General features: G+C 69.5%; 23 protein-coding genes. 12 read left to right on the top strand and 11 right to left on the bottom strand.

Features of this window, described 5'->3' with window-relative positions:
- Nucleotide 1: 1 nt before the first annotated feature.
- The gene (gene pstS, locus ACFY2X_RS41375) at nt 2–1114 is read right to left on the bottom strand and encodes a phosphate ABC transporter substrate-binding protein PstS (RefSeq protein WP_389948969.1); all 1113 of its coding nucleotides are present in this window, start codon (nt 1112–1114) and stop codon (nt 2–4) included.
- Between the two features lie 397 nt (nt 1115–1511).
- A complete protein-coding gene (hisN, locus tag ACFY2X_RS41370) occupies nt 1512–2315 on the bottom strand; it encodes a histidinol-phosphatase (RefSeq protein WP_389948966.1) in 804 nt (267 codons plus the stop codon).
- A gap of 164 nt (nt 2316–2479) precedes the next feature.
- Here hisN and ACFY2X_RS41365 point away from each other — a divergent pair, with 164 nt between their 5' ends.
- Nucleotides 2480–2923, top strand: a complete 444-nt coding sequence (locus tag ACFY2X_RS41365; protein WP_389948963.1) for a DUF4442 domain-containing protein — start codon at nt 2480–2482, stop codon at nt 2921–2923.
- A 64-nt stretch (nt 2924–2987) separates the two neighbouring features.
- Here the strand turns inward: ACFY2X_RS41365 and rsgA are convergent, their stop codons facing one another.
- Both rsgA and aroA read right to left on the bottom strand, forming a co-directional pair.
- Nucleotides 2988–4040 (bottom strand): ribosome small subunit-dependent GTPase A, encoded by a 1053-nt coding sequence (gene rsgA, locus ACFY2X_RS41360; RefSeq protein WP_389948994.1) that lies wholly within the window; start codon nt 4038–4040, stop codon nt 2988–2990.
- A gap of 81 nt (nt 4041–4121) precedes the next feature.
- Nucleotides 4122–5399 (bottom strand): 3-phosphoshikimate 1-carboxyvinyltransferase, encoded by a 1278-nt coding sequence (gene aroA, locus ACFY2X_RS41355; RefSeq protein WP_389948960.1) that lies wholly within the window; start codon nt 5397–5399, stop codon nt 4122–4124.
- Nucleotides 5400–5458: 59 nt separating this feature from the next.
- Between aroA and ACFY2X_RS41350 the strand changes: the two genes are divergently transcribed.
- Both ACFY2X_RS41350 and ACFY2X_RS41345 read left to right on the top strand, forming a co-directional pair.
- Nucleotides 5459–6220 (top strand): SOS response-associated peptidase, encoded by a 762-nt coding sequence (locus tag ACFY2X_RS41350; protein WP_389948957.1) that lies wholly within the window; start codon nt 5459–5461, stop codon nt 6218–6220.
- Nucleotides 6221–6553: 333 nt separating this feature from the next.
- The gene (locus tag ACFY2X_RS41345; RefSeq protein ID WP_389948955.1) at nt 6554–6886 is read left to right on the top strand and encodes a TraR/DksA family transcriptional regulator; all 333 of its coding nucleotides are present in this window, start codon (nt 6554–6556) and stop codon (nt 6884–6886) included.
- A gap of 3 nt (nt 6887–6889) precedes the next feature.
- Here ACFY2X_RS41345 and ACFY2X_RS41340 read toward each other — a convergent pair whose 3' ends face one another.
- Nucleotides 6890–7630: a class I SAM-dependent methyltransferase gene (locus tag ACFY2X_RS41340; RefSeq protein ID WP_389948952.1), complete on the bottom strand. Its 741-nt coding sequence runs from the start codon at nt 7628–7630 to the stop codon at nt 6890–6892.
- A gap of 284 nt (nt 7631–7914) precedes the next feature.
- On the opposite strand from ACFY2X_RS41340, the gene ACFY2X_RS41335 reads away from it, so the two are divergent.
- From ACFY2X_RS41335 to ACFY2X_RS41305, 7 genes are all read left to right on the top strand, one after another.
- Nucleotides 7915–8520: a sigma-70 family RNA polymerase sigma factor gene (locus ACFY2X_RS41335; protein WP_389948950.1), complete on the top strand. Its 606-nt coding sequence runs from the start codon at nt 7915–7917 to the stop codon at nt 8518–8520.
- 67 nt (nt 8521–8587) lie between these two features.
- Complete coding sequence (rsrA, locus tag ACFY2X_RS41330) at nt 8588–8854, top strand: mycothiol system anti-sigma-R factor (protein ID WP_389948948.1); 267 nt, start codon at nt 8588–8590, stop codon at nt 8852–8854.
- Between the two features lie 53 nt (nt 8855–8907).
- Nucleotides 8908–9852, top strand: coding sequence for an NAD-dependent epimerase/dehydratase family protein (locus tag ACFY2X_RS41325; RefSeq protein WP_389948946.1), 945 nt, complete (start codon nt 8908–8910; stop codon nt 9850–9852).
- A 199-nt stretch (nt 9853–10051) separates the two neighbouring features.
- Nucleotides 10052–11407, top strand: a complete 1356-nt coding sequence (locus tag ACFY2X_RS41320; protein WP_389948943.1) for an HD-GYP domain-containing protein — start codon at nt 10052–10054, stop codon at nt 11405–11407.
- 114 nt (nt 11408–11521) lie between these two features.
- Nucleotides 11522–12814, top strand: a complete 1293-nt coding sequence (locus ACFY2X_RS41315) for an HD-GYP domain-containing protein (RefSeq protein WP_389948942.1) — start codon at nt 11522–11524, stop codon at nt 12812–12814.
- Between the two features lie 124 nt (nt 12815–12938).
- Nucleotides 12939–14270 (top strand): acetyl/propionyl/methylcrotonyl-CoA carboxylase subunit alpha, encoded by a 1332-nt coding sequence (locus ACFY2X_RS41310; RefSeq protein WP_389948939.1) that lies wholly within the window; start codon nt 12939–12941, stop codon nt 14268–14270.
- A gap of 49 nt (nt 14271–14319) precedes the next feature.
- Entirely contained in the window at nt 14320–14532 is a 213-nt protein-coding gene (locus ACFY2X_RS41305) for a biotin/lipoyl-binding carrier protein (RefSeq protein ID WP_389948937.1), read from the top strand.
- Nucleotides 14533–14621: 89 nt separating this feature from the next.
- On the opposite strand, the gene ACFY2X_RS41300 is transcribed toward ACFY2X_RS41305, so the two are convergent.
- A complete protein-coding gene (locus ACFY2X_RS41300) occupies nt 14622–15002 on the bottom strand; it encodes a thioesterase family protein (RefSeq protein WP_389948934.1) in 381 nt (126 codons plus the stop codon).
- A gap of 282 nt (nt 15003–15284) precedes the next feature.
- Between ACFY2X_RS41300 and ACFY2X_RS41295 the strand changes: the two genes are divergently transcribed.
- Nucleotides 15285–15467, top strand: coding sequence for a hypothetical protein (locus ACFY2X_RS41295; protein ID WP_389948931.1), 183 nt, complete (start codon nt 15285–15287; stop codon nt 15465–15467).
- A 243-nt stretch (nt 15468–15710) separates the two neighbouring features.
- The gene (locus ACFY2X_RS41290) at nt 15711–17378 is read left to right on the top strand and encodes a serine/threonine protein kinase (protein WP_389948928.1); all 1668 of its coding nucleotides are present in this window, start codon (nt 15711–15713) and stop codon (nt 17376–17378) included.
- Between the two features lie 40 nt (nt 17379–17418).
- On the opposite strand, the gene ACFY2X_RS41285 is transcribed toward ACFY2X_RS41290, so the two are convergent.
- From ACFY2X_RS41285 to ACFY2X_RS41265, 5 genes are all read right to left on the bottom strand, one after another.
- Nucleotides 17419–19071, bottom strand: a complete 1653-nt coding sequence (locus ACFY2X_RS41285) for an acetolactate synthase (RefSeq protein WP_389948925.1) — start codon at nt 19069–19071, stop codon at nt 17419–17421.
- Between the two features lie 196 nt (nt 19072–19267).
- Complete coding sequence (locus ACFY2X_RS41280; protein WP_389948923.1) at nt 19268–20236, bottom strand: thermonuclease family protein; 969 nt, start codon at nt 20234–20236, stop codon at nt 19268–19270.
- Between the two features lie 67 nt (nt 20237–20303).
- Nucleotides 20304–21299: a biotin synthase BioB gene (bioB, locus tag ACFY2X_RS41275; RefSeq protein WP_389948922.1), complete on the bottom strand. Its 996-nt coding sequence runs from the start codon at nt 21297–21299 to the stop codon at nt 20304–20306.
- A 24-nt stretch (nt 21300–21323) separates the two neighbouring features.
- The gene (gene bioD / locus ACFY2X_RS41270; RefSeq protein WP_389948920.1) at nt 21324–22046 is read right to left on the bottom strand and encodes a dethiobiotin synthase; all 723 of its coding nucleotides are present in this window, start codon (nt 22044–22046) and stop codon (nt 21324–21326) included.
- Between the two features lie 62 nt (nt 22047–22108).
- The gene (locus tag ACFY2X_RS41265; RefSeq protein ID WP_389948917.1) at nt 22109–22828 is read right to left on the bottom strand and encodes a GntR family transcriptional regulator; all 720 of its coding nucleotides are present in this window, start codon (nt 22826–22828) and stop codon (nt 22109–22111) included.
- Between the last annotated feature and the right edge of the window lie 67 nt (nt 22829–22895).

The following is a 22895-nucleotide window of genomic DNA, read 5'->3' as shown; positions in this document are numbered from 1 at the left end:
TTTAGGAGATCGCCTCGACCGCGGTGCGGACCTTGGCGAGCAGCGTCGTCGGCAGCGGGGCGTAGCCCAGGCCGGTCAGAGCCTTCTGGCCCTCGTCGCTGGAGGTGTAGGTGAGGAAGGACTTCACCAGCTTGGCCTCCTCGGGCGCGAGCCCCTTCTCGCAGGTGATCTCGTAGGTCACCAGGACGATCGGGTAGGCGCCGGCGGCCTTGGTGGCGTAGTCGATGCTCAGCTTGAGGTCGTTGCCCTGGCCGACGACCTCGGCGGCCTCGACCGTCTTGGCCGCGCTCTCCGGGGTCAGCTCCACGAACTCGCCGGAGCCGTTGGCGACCTTGGCCTTGGTGAGGCTGGAGTTCTCGGCGTAGGAGAGCTCCACGTAGCTGATCGCGCCGGGGGTGCTCTTGATGGACTGCGCGATGCCGTCGGAGCCCTTGGCGCCCTGGCCCTTGGCCTCGGCGGGCCACGCCTTGGCGGGCTCGTACGGCCACTCGGCGGTCTTGGCCAGGAACTTGGTGAAGTTGTCGCTGGTGCCCGACTCGTCCGAGCGGTGGAACGCCTGGATCGGGGTCGAGGGAAGCTTGGCGTTGGGGTTGTCAGCCTTGATCGCCGCGTCGTCCCACTTGGTGATCTTGCTGTTGAAGATGCCGCCGATGGTCTTGGGGGAGAGCTGCAGCCCCTCGACGCCGGGCAGGTTGTAGACGACGGCCACCGGGCCCGTCACCATCGGCAGGTTGATGGCCTTGCCGGTCTTGCAGCGCGCGTCGGCCTGAGCGGGCTCGCCCTTGTCGTCCTTGAGCGCCGAGTCGGAACCGGCGAACGCGATCGTGCCCTGGATGAACGCCTGGACACCCGCGCCGGAACCGCTGGGCTGGTAGTTGAGGCTCACGCCGGGGTTGGCCTGCTGGAAGTTCTTCTTCCACTCGTCGATGGCGTTGGCCTGTGCCGAGGAGCCCGCAGCGTTGATCGTGCCGCCGCTACCGGCGTCCGACCCGGCGGAGGCTGCCGTCGAAGCACCGCTGGTGCTGCCGGTGCTGGCATTGTTATCGGTGCCGCACGCAGCGAGGGAGAGCGCGCCGACGAGGGTGACGGCGGCGAGCCGGCCTGCATACTTCACGGTTGGGTTCCTCCCACTAAGTCCTTCAACGTTCAGAAGGCTAGGCAGGCAAAGTGACTCGAAACCCGTATAAAGGTGAACACAAAATGAATGCCTTCGGTCGCTGTCATGGCGGTCCCTTGGGCAAGCCCTGAAACTTCGGCCAGTTCGGCGGCTGTTCCCGACTCCCGGAAGGGGGTAGCGGGAATCATGGCTGAGTTTGGGCAGGGGTTTTGTTCATGTCGACGTGAGCAGGCGCCGGGCAGGCCGAAGGCACTGAGCGGGTCACTTCTGCGCCCCGCGGGTCACCTCTGCGCCCCGCGGGTCACCTCTGCGCCCCGCGGGTCACCTCTGCGCCCCGCGGGTCACCTCTGCGCCCCGCGGGTCACCCTCTACATGGGGAGGGTGAGCTGTCCGCCTACACGGGGAGGGTGAGCGGTCCGCCGCCGAGGCGCTTGAGGACCTCGCCGTGCAGGGAGCCGTTGCTGCACACCAGGCTGCCGCCGTCGAGGTCGGGAACCCCGGACAGGTCGGTCCAGATGCCGCCGGCCTCCTCGATGATCACGGTCAGTGCGGCGATGTCCCAGGGGGAGAGTTCCGGCTCGGCCGACACGTCGACCGCGCCTTCGGCGACGAGCATGTGCGACCAGAAGTCACCGTAGGCGCGGCTGCGCCAGACGGATCGGTTCAGGTCGAGGAACTCGTCGAGTTTTCCGGCCTCTTCCCAGCCTCCGAAGCTGGAGTAGGAGAAGGAGGCGTCTTCCAGGCGTGTGACGGAGGAGACGTGGCAGCGGGTGGCCTTGGTGAGGCTCTTGCCGGTCCAGGCGCCGCTGTCGCGGGCGGCCCACCAGCGGCGGCCGAGCGCCGGGGCGGAGACCAGGCCCACGACGACCCGGCCCTCCTCCATCAGTGCGATGAGCGTGGCCCAGACGGGGACGCCGCGCACGTAGTTCTTGGTGCCGTCGATCGGGTCGATCACCCACGAACGCGCGCCGTAGCCGGTGTTGCCGAACTCCTCGCCGATCACGGCGTCGCGCGGGCGGGCCCGGCTGAGCGTGCCACGGATGGCTTCCTCGACCGCCCGGTCGGCGTCGCTCACCGGGGTGAGGTCCGGCTTGGTCTCGACCCGGAGGTCCACGGCCTTGAACCGGCGCATGGTCAGATCGTCGGCGGAGTCGGCCATGACGTGCGCGAGGCGCAGGTCGTCGTTGTAACCCGTCACAGGTCGCAACGTTATCGCGTCGATGGTGGGTTACAGGAGAGGGGGGAACAAGCCGGGGAATTGTGTCGCGTCACGTCAGTCGGCTGGATAGGGCGCAAATCATCCGCCACCCATATGTTACCGACAAGTAGCGACTGGTGTTACTCGCAAGTAGCATTCGGGGCATGACCTTTGATGTTGGTGCCTTCATGCTGCAGAGCGTCCCGTTCGCCCGGACCTTGGACATCTCCTTCGACAAGGTGGAGCCGGGATTCGCGGTAGCCCGCATGCCCGACCGCGCGGACCTGCACAACCATGTGGGCGGCCCCCACGCCGGAGCCCTGTTCAGCCTCGCCGAGTCCGCCTCCGGCGCCGCGATGCTGTCGGCTTTCGGCGACCAGCTGACCCGGGCGACCCCGCTGGCCGCGAATGCGGCGATCCGCTACGTGAAGCTCGCGATGGGCGAGGTCGTCGCCGAGGCCCGCCTGCAAGCCTCCCGGGAGGAGGTCGTGGCCAAGCTGGACGCGGGCGAACGCCCCGAGTTCGAGGTCACTGTCGACATCAGGACGGTCGACGGCACCCTGGTCTCCGAGATGACCGTCGCCTGGACCCTGCGGCCCAACCGCTAGCCGGGCGGCGGATTCGCCTGGAACCACCCCGGGCTCGGGTGGCGGATCCGCCGGAGACCGGTCCCTAGTCGTCGTCGGGGGCGCCTTCCCGGCTGGCGAGCAGGCGGCGCAGGGAGACGAGCCGGGTGGGGTCGGCGTGGCCGGCCGCCACCCAGGCGTCCAGAGCGCACTCCTCGCCGAGGTGGTTGCAGGCCTTGGGACACGTGACCGTGCCCTCGACGAGGTCGGGGAAGCCGGCGAGGACGGTTTCCACCGAGACATGGGCCAGGCCGAAGCTGCGCACGCCCGGGGTGTCGATGATCCAGCCGCCCTCGGGAAGCTCCAGGGCCACGGCCGAGGTGGAGGTGTGGCGCCCCCGGCCGGTCACCGCGTTGACATGGGAGACGGCTCGATTGGCGTGCGGGACCAGGGCGTTGACCAGGGTGGACTTGCCCACGCCTGAGTGGCCGACGAGCACGCTGATCCGGCCGCTCAGGCGCTCCCGGATCCCGTCCAGGGCGCCGCCCTTCTGGAGCACCACGTACGGCACGCCGAGCGGGTCGTAGAGGGAGACCAGCTCGTCGGACGGGGCGAGGTCGGACTTGGTGAGACAGAGCAGGGGATCGATGTCGGCGTCGAAGGCCGCCACCAGCATCCGGTCGATCATGCGCGGGCGGGGCGGCGGGTCGGCCAGGGCGGTGACGATCACGAGCTGGTCGGCGTTGGCGACGACGGGGCGCTCGATGCCGTCGGTGTTGTCGGTGTCGTCCGCGGAACGGCGGAGCATCGAGGTGCGGGGCTCCACACGGACGATGCGGGCGAGCGTGTCGGACGCGCCGGAGACATCGCCCACCAGGGCCACCCGGTCACCGACCACGATTCCCTTGCGGCCGAGCTCCCGGGCCTTCATGGCGACCACGATCCGGCCGCTCATGGCGGCGTCCCGCACCTTGCTCTTCTTGTGGTGGCGGCTCTTCTCCCCGTCCACCTCGACCAGGCATGTGTAGCGACCCCGGTCGACCGTCACGACGAATCCCCGCACCGCGTTCTCATGGGCAGGACGAATCCGGGTCCGGGGCCGGGAACCCTTTCCCGGCCTGACCCTGACGTCGTCCTCGTCGTAGTCCCGCTTTCTCAGTTTCTTCGCCTCGATCTGCCTTCGTATGAACGGTTGCCTGCCACTATCGGGCAGCCCCAAGTCCCACCGGCCGGTGATCCGTCACCGCGCGCCGTGCAGCATGTTCAGCCACATGGAGGCGAACTCAGGGAGAGTCTTACCCGTGGTGGCGATGTCCTCCACCTCGACCCCCGGCACGGCCAGGCCGATCACCGCGCCGGCGGTGGCCATCCGGTGGTCGGCGTAGGAGTGGAACACCCCTCCGGTGAGCGGGCGCGGCCGGATCTCCAGGCCGTCCTCGGTCTCGTTCGCGTCACCGCCGAGACCGTTGATCTCGGCGACCAGCGCGGCCAGCCGGTCGGTCTCGTGCCCGCGGATGTGCGCCACACCGCTGATCCGGCTGGGGGAGTCGGCGAGGGCGGCGAGGGCGGCGATCGTCGGGGTCAGCTCGGCGACGTCGCGCAGGTCCGCCTCGATGCCGGTGATGCGCCCGGTGCCGGTGACCGCCAGGCCGTCGGGCGTGCGCTCGACCGAGGCGCCCATGTCGGCCAGCAGTTGCCGGAGCTGGTCGCCCGGCTGGGTCGTCTCGGAAGGCCAGCCGGGGATGGTGACCGTGCCCCCGGTGACCATCGCGGCGGACAGGAACGGCGCCGCGTTGGACAGGTCGGGTTCCACGGTGAAGTCCCTGGCACGGATCGGGCCGGGCTCGACCCGCCAGACGTCCGGCTCGGAGTCGTCGACCTGGACGCCGAACTCGCGGAGCATCTGGACGGTCATCCGGATGTGCGGCTGCGACGGGATCGGCGGGCCGTCGTGCCGTACTGTCACGCCCTTGTCGAAGCGCGCCGCGGTCAGCAGCAGGCCGGACAGGAACTGGGAGGAGCCCGACGCGTCGAGCGTGACCTCCCCACCGGCCAGCGGGCCCCGGACGGTGAACGGCAGCGCGTCACCCGTCACCTCGGCGCCGAGGGCGCGCAGCGCGCCCAGGATCGCTCCCATCGGGCGCTTGCGCGCGTGCGGGTCACCGTCGAAGAACACCTCGCTGCCGGCCAGCGCCGCCATCGGCGGCACGAACCGCATCACGGTGCCCGCGAGCCCCACGTCGATCCGCGCCCCGCCGGTGACCGGGCCGGGCACGATCGCCCAGTCGACGCTGGAGGCGCTCTCGTTGGAAGGGGTCATCGTGGCGCCGAGCGCCCTCAGGGCGTCCGCCATCAGGTCGGCGTCCCGGCTGCGCAGTGCCAGCCGTACGGTGCCGGGACCGTCGGCCAGCGCGGCGAGCAGCAGCGCGCGGTTCGTCACGGATTTCGAACCGGGCAGGGGAACGGTCGCGTGGACGGGTTCGGTCGCGGTCGGTGCGGGCCACAGCGGAACGGACATGCTCAAAAGCCTACCGGGGCAGTGACCCTCCGCCCCCGGACGCGTGGCAAGGTGGGGATATGTGCGGGAGATACGCGTCTGCGCGAGACAAGCACGAGTTGCTTGAGGAGTTTCAGGTCGAGGTCGACGGGGCGGCCGACGAGGAGCTCCGGCCCGATTACAACGTCGCGCCGACCAAACCGGTTTACGCGGTCCTGAGCCGGGTGCCCAAGTCCAATCCGGACGGTCGCGCGGTCCGGCAGCTGCGGGTGCTCCGGTGGGGCCTGGTCCCGGCCTGGGCGAAGGACCCGTCCATCGGATCAAAGCTGATCAACGCTCGGGTGGAGACGGTCGCCGAGAAGCCGTCGTTCCGCAGGGCGTTCGCCGAGCGCCGGTGCCTGCTGCCCGCGGACGGTTACTTCGAATGGGTCGTGCGGGAAGAGGCCGAGGCGGGCGGGAAGCCGAGGAAACAGCCCTACTTCGTCCAGCCGGCCGACGGCGGGATCATGGCCATGGCGGGGCTGTACGAGTTCTGGCGGGACCGGACCCGGGCTGACGACGATCCGCTCGCCTGGCTGGCGACCTGCACGATCATCACCACCACCGCTCTGGACGAGGCCGGTGCGGTCCACGACCGGATGCCGATGCTGATCGAGCGGGATCGCTGGTCGGAGTGGCTCGACCCCGGGGTGCCCGACGCGCGGGAGTTCCTGATCCCCGCCGGTTCGACCGGATTGAAGGTGTATCCGGTCTCCACCGCGGTGAACTCGGTGCGGAACAACGGCCCGGAACTCGTCGAGCCGATTCCGGAAGAAGAAAAAGGCAGCCAGGCGCTCTTCTGAAAACACTCCGTAATCGGTGTAAAACCTTTGCCAAGTGGGCATCCGCTGATGAAAGCGATCCTTCTGAAGGAGGCATCGCCGTACACATTCATCCCCTTCGCGCCTGACGGGAGTATCGGGGATCCCCCCACAGGCCGCCCCCATCTCGCGGAGGTGCGGATTGTCGACATCCTTCCTGCCCCTGGAGAACCGGGATGCCCGGCCGAAGCCAGGCGGTTCGCGGTTCACGGCCCCGCCCGGCGGCCGGAGGGCCCCTCGCGCCGCCACCCCGTGCCCTGAGGCGATCGCACACGCCGACGGCTCCATCACGGTGGAAGGAGCCGGCCGATTCCGATGAACGCCGCTGCCGCGCGTATGCGCCTGGAGAACATGCTCGCCGAGCTCGACCGGTCCATCAGGGTTCTGCGGGGAGATCCCCTGACCACGTGGGACCGGTCCACGGCCGACGCCGGATCGGTCCTGACCGACGCGGACCGCAACCAAGCCATGCTGGACGTGGCCATCCGCCAGCGCCGTTCGGTGGTCGAGGCGCTCAGGCGGCTGGATGAGGGGCTCTACGGCCTCTGCGCGGACTGCGGCAAGCCCGTGCCGGAAGGCAGGCTTGAGGCGCGTCCTGAGGCCACCCGCTGCGTTCAGTGCCAGGCCAGGCGCGAGCGGAGACGCTGAGCCTCACAGGCGGCGGGCGCTGGCGACCAGATGGATGCCCACGGTGTCGTCGTCGTTCGGGTGAGCCTCCAGCTCGGTGTTGACCAGCCAGGTGAGGGCCCGGGAGTCGGAGGCGAGCACGTGATCGACCGTCGAGGGAGACAGCAGCGTGCGGGGCCGTATCCACTCGACTTCCAGACCCGCCTCGGTGAGCAGGTCGCGAAGCTGGCCGCTGCTGAAGCACCGGGTGATGCTCCCGTCCGGCCAGGGCACGAGCATGACCTCGCCGGTCTGGCGCAGGTGGGCCCAGTAGTTCTGCTCGGCGAGGATCGCCATTCCCAGCACCAGGGAGTCGACGCAGACCAGCGCCCGGCCGCCGGGGCGCAGCACCCGGGCGACGTCGTCGATCGCGGACTCGGCCATGAGTTCCACCGACAACGCCCGTTCCTCGGCGAGCACGGCGTCCATGCTGCGGTCGGGCAGGAAACGCAGGTCGTCGGCGCGGACCTGGCGGACCTTGGAGGCGTCGTGAAGCAGGGGCTGGCCCTCCACGGCCCGGCGGAAGTCGACGACCTCCAGCACCCGGTGCCCGGCCTTCGCGGCCTGGGCGGACCAACGGCCTCTGCCACCGGACAGGTCGAGAACGGTGGAAGGACTCTCCGGCAGCCATCGGCTCAGTTGCTCGGCGACGACCGCGCGGTAAAAGGTCCAGTACGGCCCGAGCGTTCCTGAGCCATTCAGCTCCTCGGCCGGGATGGGCAGCACAAGCGGCTCCTGGCGTCAGGGTTTCCGGTGGTCTACAGCTACCTTCCGGTACGTATCTTTTTCCCCGTACCGGGTCCTTCGTCACCTTCTATCTTGAGGGAACAGATGACTGGGCGAGCGTGTTGCAAGCGGACAACGCACGATCCTTTCCGGAGGTTGCCAACCCCATGCTCGCACTGATCGACCCCGTCACCCGCCCCGGTGATCGGTCTTTCCCTGATGAGCGGGTATTCTCCGCTCAGTACGGAGTCCCGCGTCAGCCGGACTTCGGCGATCTTAAGGGGGTGGGTCCGGTCCCTGCGACAGACGAGGAGACTCTGGAGCAGCGGAGCACGCGGTTCGAGCGGGATGTAATGCCCTATCTCGACCAGCTTTACTCTGCCGCGCTTCGGATGACCCGGAACCCAGCGGATGCCGAAGACCTCCTCCAGGAGACTTTCGCCAAGGCCTTCGCGTCCTTCCACCAGTTCCAGGAAGGCACGAACCTCAAGGCCTGGCTGTACCGCATCCTCACCAACACTTTCATCAACAGCTATCGCAAGAAGCAACGCGAGCCCAAGCAGTCGGGCACCGAGGAGATCGAGGACTGGCAGCTCGCCAGGGCCGAGTCGCACACCTCGGGCGGGCTGAAGTCGGCGGAGATCGAGGCGCTCGAACACCTTCCCGACAGCGACGTCAAAGACGCGCTGGCCGCACTCCCCGAGGAGTTCCGGATCGCGGTCTACCTCGCCGACGTCGAGGGCTTTCCCTACAAGGAGATCGCCGACATCATGGGCACCCCGATCGGGACCGTCATGTCGCGGCTCCACCGTGGCCGTCGTCAGTTGCGGACGCAACTTGAGGACTACGCCAGAGAGCGTGGACTGATTCCTGCGGAGGGGGCGAAGTGAGCGAGCGAGCCGGCGGGCGGTGCGAGCTTGTGGACGCGGACCGTGAGCCTCTGGACGGGGTGATCGTATGAGCTGCGGCAAACCTCACGCCACCGACTGCCGCGAAGTCCTGGACAAGGTCTACAGCTATCTGGACGGCGAGCTCGACGAGCGCAACTGCGTCGACATCCGCGTGCACCTGGACGAATGCGGGCCCTGCCTGGAGGAATACGGCCTGGAGCAGGTCGTCAAGCAACTGGTCGCCAAGCACTGCGGGTGCGACAAGGCCTCCGAGGACCTGCGCGCCAAGGTGCTCGGCAGGATCGACCAGGTCCGCTCCGAGCTGGCCGGCTGACCTCCTAGGATCTCTCGTACGGCCATGGCCATACGAACTGGGGGTCAGTCAGCATGCGGATACTCGTCACCGGTGGAGCGGGATTCATCGGGTCCACCCTGGTGGACCGGCTGCTGGCCGATGGCCACGAGGTCGCGGCCGTGGACGACCTGTCCAGTGGTGACCGGGCCAATCTCGTCGACGCGGCGCGGAGCCCGCGCTTCGGCCTGCACGAGATGGACATCCGCGACCCCGCGCTGATCGGCCTGGCCGCCTCCTTCCGGCCCGAGGTCATCTGTCACCTCGCCGCGCAGATCAGCGTGCGCAAGAGCGTGGCCGACCCCGTTCACGACGCCCGGCTCAACGTCGAGGGCACCGCTTCCGTCCTCACCGCCGCCCACCGCGGCGGCACCCGCAAGGTCGTCTTCGCGTCCTCCGTCGCCGTGTACGGCAAGCCCGAGGTCATCCCGGTTCCGGGGGACGCGGCGACCGACCCGCGCTCGCCGTACGCGGCCTCCAAGCTGAGCGCGGAGGTCTACCTGGCCACCTTCAAGGCGCTCTACGGCATCGACTACACCACGCTGGTGCTCTCCAACGTCTACGGCCCGCGCCAGTCGCCCGACGGCGAGGCGGGGGTGGTCGCCATCTTCACCAACGCGCTGCTCAACGGCACCCCCACGGTGGTGTACGGCGAGGGCGCCCAGACCCGCGACTACGTCTTCGTCGACGACGTGGTGGACGGTTTCGTCCGTGCCTGCGGGGATGCCGGCAACGGCCGCCGGTTCAACCTGGGCACCGGCGTGGAGACCACCGACCGCGCGCTACACACCCTGGTGGCCGCGGCCGCCGGTGCCCCTGACAAGCCGGGCGGCGCCGAGCCGCGGCTGGGCGATCTTCCCGCGATGGCCGTGGACCCGGCGCCCGCGTTCGAGGGGCTGGGCTGGCGGCCCCAGACGGATCTGGCCACGGGGTTGAAAGCCACCGTCGACTGGGCAAGGACTCGTCTGGCGGCTCTTTAGCCGCCACCGGCCTGGGTGGCTTGTGGTGATGGATTGATTACGCTTTGCTTGCGATCCTCGGTCTGTCCCTCCCGGCCTAGCTCGCTTCTGTAACCTGAGTTGCGAAACCAACGTGGAGGCAGCGCATGTTGAAGGAAACGGTCAGCCCGGTGCGTCCGGGGATCTCCTGGACTTGAGCACGCGCCCGTAGGACCCAAGGGTGGCCGCTTTGCGTGGACTGCCGTGGTTTGCCAAGGTCTACCTTGTCGCTGTAATCGGAGCAGCGTTCGCGCTGCTCGGATACAGCGTGACGCTGAGCGGCCACACTGAGCGGTTCGACTGGTCGAACCTGCTCGTTCTGGCCTTGTTGTTCCTGGTGTGCGAGTCGGTGCCGACCCTGCTCAACGTCAAGCAGGCGGCGGTGTCGGTAAGTTTCTCGGCCGCTCTCGCCGCGGTGGTGCTTGTCGGGCCCGAAGGGGCGGCGCTGGTCGGCATGACGGCGGTGTTCAGCGTGCGGCCCGGTCTGCCGCTGGTGAAACGACTGTTCAACGGTGCCCAGTTCGCCGTGTGCGGTTACGCGGCGGGTCACGCCTATGAGTGGCTGGGCGGCAGGGCCGGTCTGCCGAACATCGCCGGGTTCGACGACCTGATCGTGCCGTTCGCGGGCGCGGCGGCGGTCTTCGTGCCGCTCAACTTCATCCTGATCGCCATCGTGCTCGTGCTCACCGGTCAGGCGGACCAGGTGCCGTTACGGGGGCTGGCCCAGTTCATGGTCTCGTATCTGGGCTATGCCACCTTCGGGTTGCTGATCGCGGGACTGTGGGCGACGGTCAACTCGATCTCCGCGGTGCTCGTGCTGCTTCCGCTGTTCGTCGCGCGCTGGGCCTTCGGCCAATACCTCGCGCAGCAGCGCTCCTACGACGCCACGATCGCCGCTCTCTGCCAGGCCGTGGAGACCAAGGACTACTACACCCGCGGTCACTGCACCCGCGTCTCGCTGGCTTCCGGCATGATCGCCCAGGAGATCGGCATGGGGCCGGAGAGACTGCGGGCGATCCGCTATGCGGGGATGCTGCACGACGTGGGCAAGCTGGGCGTGCCGACCAAAGTGCTGCAGAAGAACGGCCCGCTCACCGAAGAGGAATACGCCGCCATCCAACTTCACCCGATGCGCGGGCTGGAGATCGTCCGGGGCATCGACTTTCTGGACGAGGCGTTCGCCGGGATCATGCACCACCATGAGCGGCAAGACGGCAAGGGTTACCCGATGGGGCTGGCCGGGGACGAGATCCCGGAGTTCGCCCGGATCATCGCGGTGGCCGACGCCTTCGACTCGATGACCTCCGATCGCTCCTACCGGGGTGCTCGCCCGGTGGAGGTGGCGATGGAGGAGCTCCGCAAGGGCGCGGGCACCCAGTTCGATCCGGTGATGGTCATGGCCTTCATCAAGGCCGTGGACCGGTACGGCTGGGAGCCTCCGCGTAAGGTCATCACCCCTCCGGCCGACGTGACCGAAACCACCGCCAAGGACCACGACGACCCGACCATGCCCATTCAGGTGGTGTCGGAGCGGTGAGCCGCCGAGCGAGCGGAGCGAGGAAGAAGGCGAGCGCGACCATGGGTGCAGAGCGGTGAGCCGCCGAGCGAGCGGAGCGAGGAAGAAGGCGAGCGCGACCATGGGCGCAGAACGATGAGCAGCACCACCGCCGCCACCGCCGCTCCTCGCGCGCTCCAGAGGCTCGACTCGGGGCAGCTCCTGTTGATCTGCGCGGCGGGTCTGCTGGCGGTGGCCGGGGTGGCGCACACGGCCGCGACCGGACTGACCGACCCTGAGATCGCCATCGGCTTCGGCGCGCTGATCGCGGCGGGTGAGCTGGCGAGGCTCACCATGCCGGGCAACCGGGAGGTGGCGCCGATCGGAGCGGCCGCCGCGCTCGGCTACACGCTCCTGCTGGACATGGGCGACGTTCCGGCACGGCACTCGGCGCTCCAGGTCGTCGCAGTGCTGGCTGTCGGCATGGTCGCCGGGGTGCTGCCGCACCTCGCGGTGGGTCGCCCGCCGAGGCCGGACGCGATGGCGCGCAGGCTGCTCACGGGCGCGTTGCTGGCCCTGGCCTACCGGCCGCTGGCGGGGCCGCTGTTCGACCTGGCCAAGGGGCCCGAAGGCAGCTGGTGGCCCGCGCTCGGCGTGATGGCCCTGCTCATCCTGGTGATGGTGCTGGTGGATGTGGTGCTGGCCGCCGTGCTCCGGGCCGAGCAGGTGCGCGCGGCCTTCGGCGTGGCGGTCCACGACGAGCTGCGGATGGCGGCACCCCTGTGGGCCGCCGTCGCCGCCTCCGGGATCCTGCTCGCCCTCGCCTCGCACAGCATGGACATGGCGGCGCTGCTGGTTTTCGCCGCGCCGCTGCTGGTCACCCAGGTCGCCTTCCGTAAATATGCCGGGATCCGGGCCACCTATCTCCAGACGGTCCGGGCACTGTCACGGGTCACCGAGGTCGGCGGCTACGTCGAGCCGGGGCATTCACATCGGGTGAGCCGCCTGGCGGTCGCGATCGGGCGGGAGCTGGGCATGGCCGAGCCCGAGCTGCTGGAGCTGGAATACGCCGCGCTCATGCACGACATCGGCCAGCTCTCGCTGCGTGACCCGATCCCCGGCGGCGCCACGGTGCTCACCGAACCCGAGCAGGCGCGGCGCATCGCCGAACTGGGTGCGGAGGTGATCAGGCAGACCGGGGTGCTGGACCGGGTGGCCGAGATCGTCCGCCGCCAGTGCGATCCCTGCGCGGAGATGCCTCCGCTGGCCAGCCGCATCATCAAGGTGGCCAACGCCTACGACGACCTGGTCGGCAGTTCCGTCGACCGGGACCGGGCCGGGGCCACCCTCGAACGGCTCCGCCTCGGTACCGGCGAGGAGTACGATCCAGCGGTCGTCGAGGCGATGGCCCGCGTCATCGACAGGCTGGCTCCCACGCACTGGATCTGAAGCGATCCGATTCCCGCAGTTGTGGGTTTCCTACAGATCGCGTCACCGCGATCGGTGGTTTCGGGCAAAGGTTTGTGCCGAGATCACGGCCATAAGGTGGAGCGGTCGAAAGGGGGCCACCAACGTGTTCGAATCCGTTCTTGTCGCCAACCGTGGCGAAATCGCCCGGCGAATCATCCGCACGGTCCAGCGCATGGGGCTGCGAGCCGTTGCGGTGTACTCCGAGGCCGACGCGGACCTGCCGTTCGTCCGGGAAGCCGACGAGGCGATCCTGCTGGGGCCGGCCAACCCGGCGCAGAGCTATCTCGACGCCGACAAGGTGCTCGCGGCCGCACGCGCATCGGGTGCCCAGGCCGTCCACCCGGGTTACGGTTTCTTCTCGGAGAACGCCGGATTCGCCCGTGCGGTCATCGACGCGGGGCTGACCTGGATCGGCCCCTCGCCGGAGGCGATCGAGCGGATGGGCGACAAGATCAACGCCCGGAACCTGATGGAGGAGGCGGGCGTGCCCGTCGCCGCCGGGACTCGCGAGCCGGTCACCGACCTGGACCAGGCCGTGGTGGCCGCCACCAAGATCGGCTATCCGGTCATGGTGAAGACGGCAGGCGGAGGAGGAGGCATCGGCATGGGCGTCGCCCATGACGAGGCCGAGCTGGCCAAGGCGTTCGAGCAGGCGTCCAGGGCCGCCGCCCGCTTCGGCGGAACACCCGCGATCCTGCTGGAGCGCTACATCGAGCGAGCCCGTCACGTCGAGGTGCAGATCCTGGGCCTCGCGGACGGCACGGTCGTCGCGCTCGGCGAGCGTGACTGTTCGGTGCAGCGCCGTCACCAGAAGGTCGTGGAGGAGACGCCTTCTCCCGGCATCACCCAGGAGTTGCGCGAGCGCATGCTGGCGGCGGCCGTACGGGCGGGTGAGGCGGTCGGATACCTCGGCGCCGGAACCGTGGAATGCCTGGTGGACGCCGACAAGCAGGACTTCGTGTTCCTGGAGATGAACACCCGGCTCCAGGTGGAGCACCCGGTGACCGAGCTCGTCACCGGTCTGGACCTGGTCGAGCAGCAGCTGCGGATCGCCGCCGGCGAGAAGGTCGAGCTGTCGGTGGTCACGCGTGGTCACGCGATCGAGTTTCGGGTCTACGCTGAAGATCCCAAGAGGTTCTTCCCTGGACCGGGAAGGATCGATGTGTGGGCGGAGCCGTCCGGTGAGGACGTCCGGGTGGACTCCGGCTACGAGGAGGGGAACACGGTCACGCCGTTCTACGACCCGCTCATGGCCAAGCTGTGCGTGTTCGGGCAGACGCGCGCCGAGGCCCTGGAGCGAGCCCGTGAGGCCGTGGCGAGCTTCAAAATCGTAGGACCCAAGAACAATCTGCCGTTCTGCGAGGAGCTGCTTGAGCACTCCGCGTTCGTCGGCGGCGACTACGACACCGGACTGGTGGCTCGTATGAGGGCCTGATCGGGTCTATCTGGCACAGTTGAATCACAGTGATTGATGGGAGTGTCCGGTGGCTGAAGTACGCGCCGAGATGGTGGCTAATGTCTGGAAAGTCCTCGTCAATGAGGGTGACACCGTTGAAGACGGCGACACCCTCGTCATCCTTGAGTCGATGAAGATGGAGATCCCCGTCATCGCCGAGGACGACGGTGTGATCGCTGAGCTCAAGGTCGCCGAAGGCGACGTCGTCCAGGAGGGCGACCTCATCGCCGTCATCGAGTAGCCCGGGCCGCGCGCCGTACCCAGGCGCCGGCCGCCGCACGGGCCCTCACCGTACCGGCGCCGGAAAAGCGCCAGGTGAGGGCCGGGTGGTCAGCGGGCGAGCTTCGAGAGAAAACGCTCGCGCTCGACGACCACGCGCTCGATCGTGCCGGTCGCGACGGTGGTGTGCCGGTCGCGGGCGGTGAAGGCGAAGACCAGGCGGCGGCCGTCGACCTCGACGAGCTCGGCGGTGATCTCGACGTGGGTGCCGACCGGGCTGGCCGCCAGGTGCTCCAGGGCGACCTTGGTGCCCACGGAGGTCTGGCCGGGGCCGAGCGCACCCGCGACCGCCTGGACGGTCGCCCGCTCGGCGAGGGCCAGCACGCGGGGAGTGGCCAGCACGGGGACGTCCCCGCTGCCGACCTTCACCGCGGTGTCCCCCTGTTCGACCACGATGAGGAGCTGGGCGCGCAGACCGGGAGCGAGTGTCATGCGCGTCAGCATAGAGTCTGATTCTTTGACATCCTCCTGGCCTTTGAAGGACCGGGATTCCCGGCCGGAGCCGAGTGGTTCGCGGTTCACGGCCCCGCCCAGCGGCTGGAGGGCTCCCCGCGTCGTCGGCCCATGCCCTGGGGCGGTCGGACGATGCCGGCTCGGCTGTCGCCGACCCGACCATCCTGTCCGGCCTCACCGAGACCCGGAGGCCGGACTCAAGAACTCTTCCGCGGGTTCCCGCCACCCTGGAGAATGGGGCATCCACACTGGAGGTACTCGGTGACTTCTTACTGCGATCACTGCGGTCGCCCGGCCGATGAGGGCGACCACGCGGCGTGTCTCGCCGCGCGGGCGATGGAGCCGCCGCGCTACTGCGCCCGTTGCCGTCGCCGGATGGTGGTCCAGGTGACCCCCAGCGGCTGGACGGCGCGCTGTGCGGAGCACGGCCTGCTGAGCGGTTGATCCGGTTTGCTTGTCTGATCGTCGACCGAGGCTTCTTCGCAGCCCTGGCGGAAAGACGTAGAAGGCGTAGAACTCGTACAACTCCCCAAAAGTTCTGAGATTTGTGCGATGCTACGGCACGCGTCTTGATTTATGAGGCATATGGCATGCAGGGTTTCGTTACGATGCCGTGACGTTGGCGCGATACAAATCCGCTTTGTTGGAGAACCCTGGGGTGGGAGCGAAGAGGGTTACGGGGGAGTCATGGTGGCCCAAGGCACGACGCTGGCGGGGCGGTATCGCCTGGATACCCGCATCGGCGCCGGCGGCATGGGCGAAGTGTGGCGTGGTGAGGACATCGTCTTGGCCCGCACGGTCGCCGTCAAGGTGTTGCTCCCGGGCCGCACTGACGATCCGGGCTTCCTGGTGCGATTCCAGGGCGAAGCCCGGGCGATGGCGACGATCAACCATCCCGGGGTCGTGGACGTCTACGACTACGGGATTCACGAGGTGCCCGGCGCGGGGGCGACGGCATACCTGGTGATGAAATTCGTGGACGGCGAGCCGCTGGACCGCCTGCTCGGGCGGCTGGGGAGCATCGCCCCGGTGCCCGCGATGGAGCTCATCGCCCAGGCGGCCTCGGCCCTGCAGGCCGTGCATGACCAGGGCATCGTCCACCGCGACGTCAAGCCCGGCAACCTGATGGTGCGCTCCGACGGCACGCTCGTGCTCACCGACTTCGGCATCGCCAGGTCGGACGCGGCGAGCAGGCTGACCGACGCGGGCATGGTGCTCGGCACCGCCGCCTACTGCGCACCCGAGCAGGCGGAGGGCGCCCCGGTCACCCCCGCGGTGGACATCTACGCGCTGGGCGTGGTGGCCTACGAGTGCCTGGCGGGGCAGCGGCCCTTCGAGGGTGACACCCCGGTCACGATCGCGCTCAAGCACATCCGTGAGGCGCCCCCACCGCTGCCCCCGCACATCCCGCCCGCGATCCGAGCCCTGGTCGAGCGGGCTCTGGCCAAGGATCCGGCCCGGCGTTTCCCCAGCGCCGCCGCGATGAGCGCCGCCGCGAGGCAGGCCGCGGTCCTCGGGCCGGAGACCGGTGCGACGGCGGTGCCGCCCGTTTCGCAGGCGTCGCCGGCCGACGTCGCCCGTCAGGGCGGGTGGGAGGCCTCCCTGCCACAGACCGGCTGGCAGGAGCCCTGGGCGGCCCAGAACGGCCGGCAGGAGGCCGTGTCGCCCATGACGGCCCCGTCGCCCGGACCGGCCACCGAAGCCGTCCCGAGGGGACGTGGCCGCCGCGCCGCGCAGAAGCCACGGCGCAAGGGCGGGTTGCTGGCCCTGTCCGCCGTGGCGGGCGTGATGTGCGTCGGCCTCGCCACCGTCGTGATCAACGGCCTCCCGGCCTCCAGCGAGACTCCCGTCGAGCCACTCTCCCCGCCGCCCAGCGCCAGCGAGTCGCGGGGGCCCTCCAGGAGCCACAGCAACACGACGCGCAAGCCGACCCCGACCCGGACCACCTCGGGCCAGCGGCCCACGCCGGACGAAGAGCCCACCGAGACCGAGGAGCCCACCCCGACCGAGGAGCCGACCCCGGACCCCACGCCCACACCGAAGCCGACCAAGACTCCGACCAAATCCCCGACCCCGACACCGACGCCCACGCCGGTGACGAAGCGGAGGGTGCCGAGCGTCATGAACATGACGCGGGAGGCGGCCACGGAGCAGCTCAGGACGGCGGGCCTGAAGATCACGATCACCGACAGCGGCGACATCGATCACACGCAGTGCGAGAAGGTGGTGGAGCAGCGCCCGGGTGGCGGGACCCTGTGGGACCCAAGGAAGCCGGTGGAGGTCATCATGGCCAACTACAGGTGCACGCCGACCCCCACGCCGACTCCCTCACCGACCCCGACTTTCACCCCCTAGATCCTTTTCTGCGGCTCCTGGTGTCTGCCGTTGCCGGTCCTCAGATGCCGGTGGTGTTGCGGGGGTAGGCGACGGACGGGTCGGTGGCGATGTTCACCATGTACGGCACGCCGGAGTCGAACGCGCGGCGCAGCGCCGGGCCGATCTGCGACGGGTCGGTGACGAGCTCGCCGCCACCGCCGAGCGCGGTCACCACCTGGTCGTAGCGGCACTGCGGCTGGAGGTCGGCGGCCACGTCGTAGCCGTAGAGCATCTGCATGGGATGCTTCTCCAGACCCCACATGCCGTTGTTGCCGCAGATCATCACGACGGGCAGGCGGTGCCGTACGAGCGTGTCCACGTCCATCAGCGAGAACCCTGCGGCTCCGTCGCCGAGCAGGAGCACCACCTGCGAGGAAGGCCGGGCCAGCCGGGCGGCGATGGAGTAACCCAGGCCGGTGCCCAGGCAGCCGTACGGGCCCGGGTCGAGCCAGTTCCCGGGCTGCTTGGGCTCGACGTATTTGCCCGCGTAGGAGACGAAGTCGCCGCCGTCGCCGATCACCACGGCGTCGTCGGCGAGGACCTTGCCGAGCTCCCCGTAGATCCGCATCGGATGGATCGGGTCGGAGTCGGAGGCCAGCAGGGCGGCGTCTCCGGCGGCGGCCGACGCGGCGGCCTCGGCCAGCTTCGACAGCCACGGCTCGTAGGTCTTGGGGGAGACGCCCGCGTCGGCGCAGGCCGTACCGAGTCCCCAGAAGACCAGCGAGAGGTCGCCGGAGGCGACCCCGACGGGCTCGATGTGCGTGGTCAGCTGCGACGGCGCGTCGGCCAGGTGCACGACCTTGGCGAGGGGAGCGCCGTCCTTGCCGCCGAACCAGCCGTAGCCGAGGCGGAAGTCCAGCGGGGTGCCCGCCACGATCACCAGGTCGGCCTGGGAGAACGCCAGCCCCCGGGCCCGGGTGACCAGCAGCTCGTGCCCGGCGGGCAGGATGCCACGCCCCTGCCCGTTGGGGATGACCGGCAGGCGGAACTCCTCGGCGAAGCCCCGCGCGACCTCCTCGGCGCGGTCCATCCACACGTCCGAGCCCAGCACCAGCACGGGCCGCTCGGCCGCGGCGATCAGGCGGGCGATCCCGGCGAGCGCGTCGGGGTCGGGCTCCAGCGGCGACGGGGTCAGCGTCTCGGTGGCGTGGTCGAGCGGGGGCGCCGCCGCGAACAGGTGATCCATGTGGAAGTCAAGGAAGACCGGGCCTCGGTGCGGGGCGAGGGCCGTCCGAAAGGCCATCTCCACGTCCTGGCCGATGGAGTCGGGGCCGGAGCCGGTGAAGGCCAGCTTCGTGATCGGGGCGAACAGCGGCGGGTGGTCGATCTCCTGGAGCGCGCCGGATCCCCAGCGCGACTGCGGGGCACGGCCTCCCATGACCACGACGGGGGAGCCGTTGAAATGAGCGGTGGCCACGGCGCTGACGCCGTTGGTGACCCCGGGACCGGCGGTGAGCACGGCGAGCCCGGGTTTGCGGGTCAGCCGGGCGGTCGCCTCGGCGGCGAAGACCGCGCTCTGCTCGTGCCGTACGTCCAGGATGGGCACGCCTTCGTGGACCGCCCCGTCATACAGCGGGAAGACATGCCCGCCGGACAGGGTGAACATGGTTTCGATGCCGTAGGCCTTGGAGACGGTGACCGCGATGTCACCTGCGTGCTTGGGAGACTCCATATCGCGCAACCTACCAGTCAGTCACTTAGCCGGACAGTGATTGTTCACCCTGCCCAGATTCGTCCCATCTAACGCTCTCACCACGTATTGCGGCCGTTTGGCGGCGAAGCGGTGTGCCCGCCGATCACATGATCGAACGGCCCGCCTCGCCGCCGGTCCGCGGCGGTGATCGCAGTCGCCGTCTGGACGGCTGCGCCTAGAGCGGTGGGACCGACCAGCCCTTCTCGGCCCACAGGGGTGCGTGTTCGGCGTTGACGAACAGGCGGTCTTCCGGGTTCGGGACCCGGTGATAGCTCTGCGGGTGGAGCAGTTCCGAGGAACTGTCGGACAGGTCGAGGACATACCGGTCGGGTGCCCGGCGACCGGCCAGGAAGCGCAGCTCGAAGGCGTGCAGCCGCAGGGGGTCGGCGGGGTTCCAGACGCCGAGACCGGCCTGGCGTGCCCGCCGTACCGACTCGCGGGCCTGACCCAGCGCGCCTGCCTCGGCCAGGGTGCGGGCCGAGCCGGGAGCCGGTACGGCCTGCGCCACCCGGTTCTCCTGCCGGACGAAGGGATCGACGTTGGGCCAGATGAAGTAGGGCATGGCATGCCCGCCGGCGAGCAGCCGCTCGTTGTACGGCGCGGGCCTGGGCTTGAGCTTCTGGTCCCGGTTGACGTAGCAGAGCAACCGGCCGTACCGGTCGAGGACCTCGTGCGCGAAGGCCAGCCGGAACTTGAAGGTCTCGCCGCTCAGACCCTGCTCGGCGATGTCGGAGGTGATCATCTCCTTGAGTGCCTGGGCCGGAGGTCCCCCGTGCTCCGCGTGGTTGCGCGCGGTGGTCGCGTCCAGCTTGCCCAGGAGGTGGTCATGGAGTGCGGCGCGCAGCCGCAGCGGCTCGAAACCCGGAGCGAAGGGGTCGGCCAGGAAGTCGGTCCAGGCCGGGTGGGAAATCTTGACGAAGCCCTTGGGGAGGTCGGGGAGGTTGGGATTGCGCGGCAGCTCGAAGCTGACCTCGGGGGCGTCCACGCCGAGCAGGCGCACGCCGAAGTTTCCGTCGGCGGCGATGTTGATCGTGTCGCCGTCGTGAACGAGCTTGTCGACGGGCTGGGGAACACCGTCGGAACGCGCGAGGAGCGCATGCCCGATGGTGATACCGGGAACGGGCTGTTCGATCGCCTTGGCCATGCTCACATCATGAACGCCTGTTCGCGGCGCGTCATGGTATTGCTCCGTCCGACGCGTGTCGGAGAGTTCAGAGCGTGTCGGAGAGCGCCTTGATCGGCATCTTCAGGTCCGCCAGCAGCCCGAGGTCCGCCTCGGCGGTGCGCCCGAGGGTGGTCAGGTAGTTGCCCACGATGATCGCGTTGATCCCGCCGAGCATGCCGTCGCGGGTGCCCAGGTCGCCCAGGGTCAGCTCGCGGCCACCGGCGTAGCGCAGGATCGTGCGCGGCAGCGCGAGCCGGAAGGCGGCGATCGTCTTGAGCGCTTCGGAGCCCGTGAGGAGCGGGAACGACTCGAAGGGGGTGCCGGGGCGCGGGTTGAGGAAGTTCAGCGGGACCTCGTCGGGCTGCAACTCGCCGAGCTGCCCGGCGAACTCCGCGCGCTGCTCCAGACTCTCGCCCATGCCCACGATGCCCCCGCAGCACAGCTCCATCCCGGCCTCGCGCACCATCAGGCAGGTGTCCCAGCGCTCCTCCCACGTGTGGGTGGTGACGACCTTCGTGAAGTGCGACCTCGCGGTCTCCAGGTTGTGGTTGTAGCGGTGCACGCCGATCTCGGCCAGCTCGTCGACCTGGTCCTGGGTGAGCATGCCCAGCGAGCAGGCGACGTTGATGTCCACCGCCTCCCGGATCGCCTTCACGCCCTCGCGGACCTGGTCCATCAGCCGCCGGTCGGGCCCGCGCACGGCGGCCACGATGCAGAACTCGGTCGCGCCGGTCCGCGCGGTCTCCTCGGCGGCCTGGACCAGGGACGGGATGTCCAGCCAGGCCGCGCGGACCGGGGAGGAGAACTGCCCCGACTGGGAGCAGAAGTGACAGTCTTCGGGGCAGCCGCCGGTCTTGAGGGAGATGATTCCCTCGACCTCCACCTCGGGGCCGCACCACTTCATCCGAACCTCGTGCGCGAGCGCCAGCAGGTCCGGGAGGCGGTCATCGGGCAGTTCCAGGCACCGCAGGGCCTGTGCGGCGTCGAGTCCCCGGCCCTCTTCCAGAACCTGCGCGCGGGCGATTTCGAGGATGTCGCTCATGCTGCTCCACTCTGCGTCCGTCGTTTACGGCAGAAGCCTAAAGGTGGTGCGAAAAGCGGCGGGGTCGAACCCGCCGCCCAGAGCCGGGCCCAGGCCCGCGTGGGCCGTGCGGGCGAAGGTTTCCCGGTCGAGGTTCCCCGCTCCCTCGGGGAGCGCGCCCGTCAGCGGCCTGGCGGCCAGCATCTCCAGATCGGCCACGTTGCACCGCTCGGCCAGGCCGGGTTCGGCGGGCCAGGATCCGATCACCACTCCGGCCGGCTCCAGGCCGCGGTGGGCCATCGCCTCCAGCGTCAGCGCCGTGTGGTTGAGCGTGCCCAGCGCCGCCCGGACCACCAGGAGCACCGGAGCGGAGAGCATCCGGGCCAGGTCGGCCAGGGTTCCTCCCTCCTCGTCGAAGCGGACGAGCAGGCCGCCCGCTCCCTCGACGAGCACCAGCCGGTGCGACTCGGCCAGCTCCTTGATCCGGGCCGCCGCCTGGTCGAGGGAGACCTGCGGCAGGCCCATCACACGGGCGGCCGCCGCCGGGGCCAGCGGATCGGGGAATCTGGAGAACTCGAACGTGGTCGTCACCCCGGAGAGCCGGATGACGTCGTCCAGGTCTCCGGGTTCGGTTTCGCCCACTCCGGTCTGTGCGGGCTTCACCACCGCGACCGAGGAGCCCCGCTGCCTCGCGAGGGAGGCCACCGCCGCGGTGACGATCGTCTTGCCCACTCCGGTGTCGGTCCCGGTGACCACGAGGATGCTCACCCCCCTCACCTTAGGCGGCCCTGGCTTTTCGAGGGGACCCGGACAGGGGTGGAGGGGGAAGGTCAGGGGCGGCGCAACCGGGTGACGAACTTGTAGCGGTCGCCGCGGTAGAGAGACTGGGCCCACTCCACCGGGTTGCCGTCGGCGTCGAAGGCGTGCCGGGTGAGCAGGAGCATCGGCAGGCCGACGTCGACGCTCAGCACCTGCGCGTCGTACGGCGTGGCCAGCACGGTCTCGATGATCTCCTCGGCGTCGGTCAGCCGCACGTTGTAGGCGTTGTGCAGCGTTTCGTACAGCGAGGAGTGCACCTCCAGCTCGCGCCGGAGCCTGGGGAAGCGCCGGGCCGACAAGTGGGTGGTGTCGATCGACATCGGTTCGCCGTTGGCCAGGCGCAGCCGGTGGATGCGGAGCACCCGCCCGCCCGGGTTGATCGCCAGGCGGCGGGCCAGGGCCTCGTCGGCGGTGATGTAGCTGATGTCGAGGATCTTGGTGTCGGGTTCGAGACCGACGGTGCGCAGGTCGCCGGTGTACGAGGTCAGCTGGAGGACCTGAGCGACCTTGGGGTGCGCGACGAATGTCCCCTTGCCCTGGATGCGCACCAGGCGCCCCTCGACCACCAGCTCGGAGAGGGCCTGGCGCACGGTGGTCCGCGACGTCTCGAAGCGGATCGCGAGGGTCCGCTCGGGTGGCAGCGCGCTGCCCGCGGCCAGGCTCTTGGTGAGCGCGAGCAGGCTGCGCTTGACGTCGTAGTACTTCGGAATCCTGGGGGAGTCGTCTGTCACGCCCGCACCTCACCTAACGGCTCGGGACCGGCCTGGCCGCAGGCGCCGCACCTGCCGGCCCGCTCGC

The sequence above is a fragment of the Streptosporangium sp. NPDC000396 genome, from assembly GCF_042898655.1.
In the GTDB taxonomy this organism is placed as follows: domain Bacteria; phylum Actinomycetota; class Actinomycetes; order Streptosporangiales; family Streptosporangiaceae; genus Streptosporangium.
Note: the sequence above shows the minus strand (reverse complement) of the source record. Positions and strands in the feature narration are given on the sequence as shown.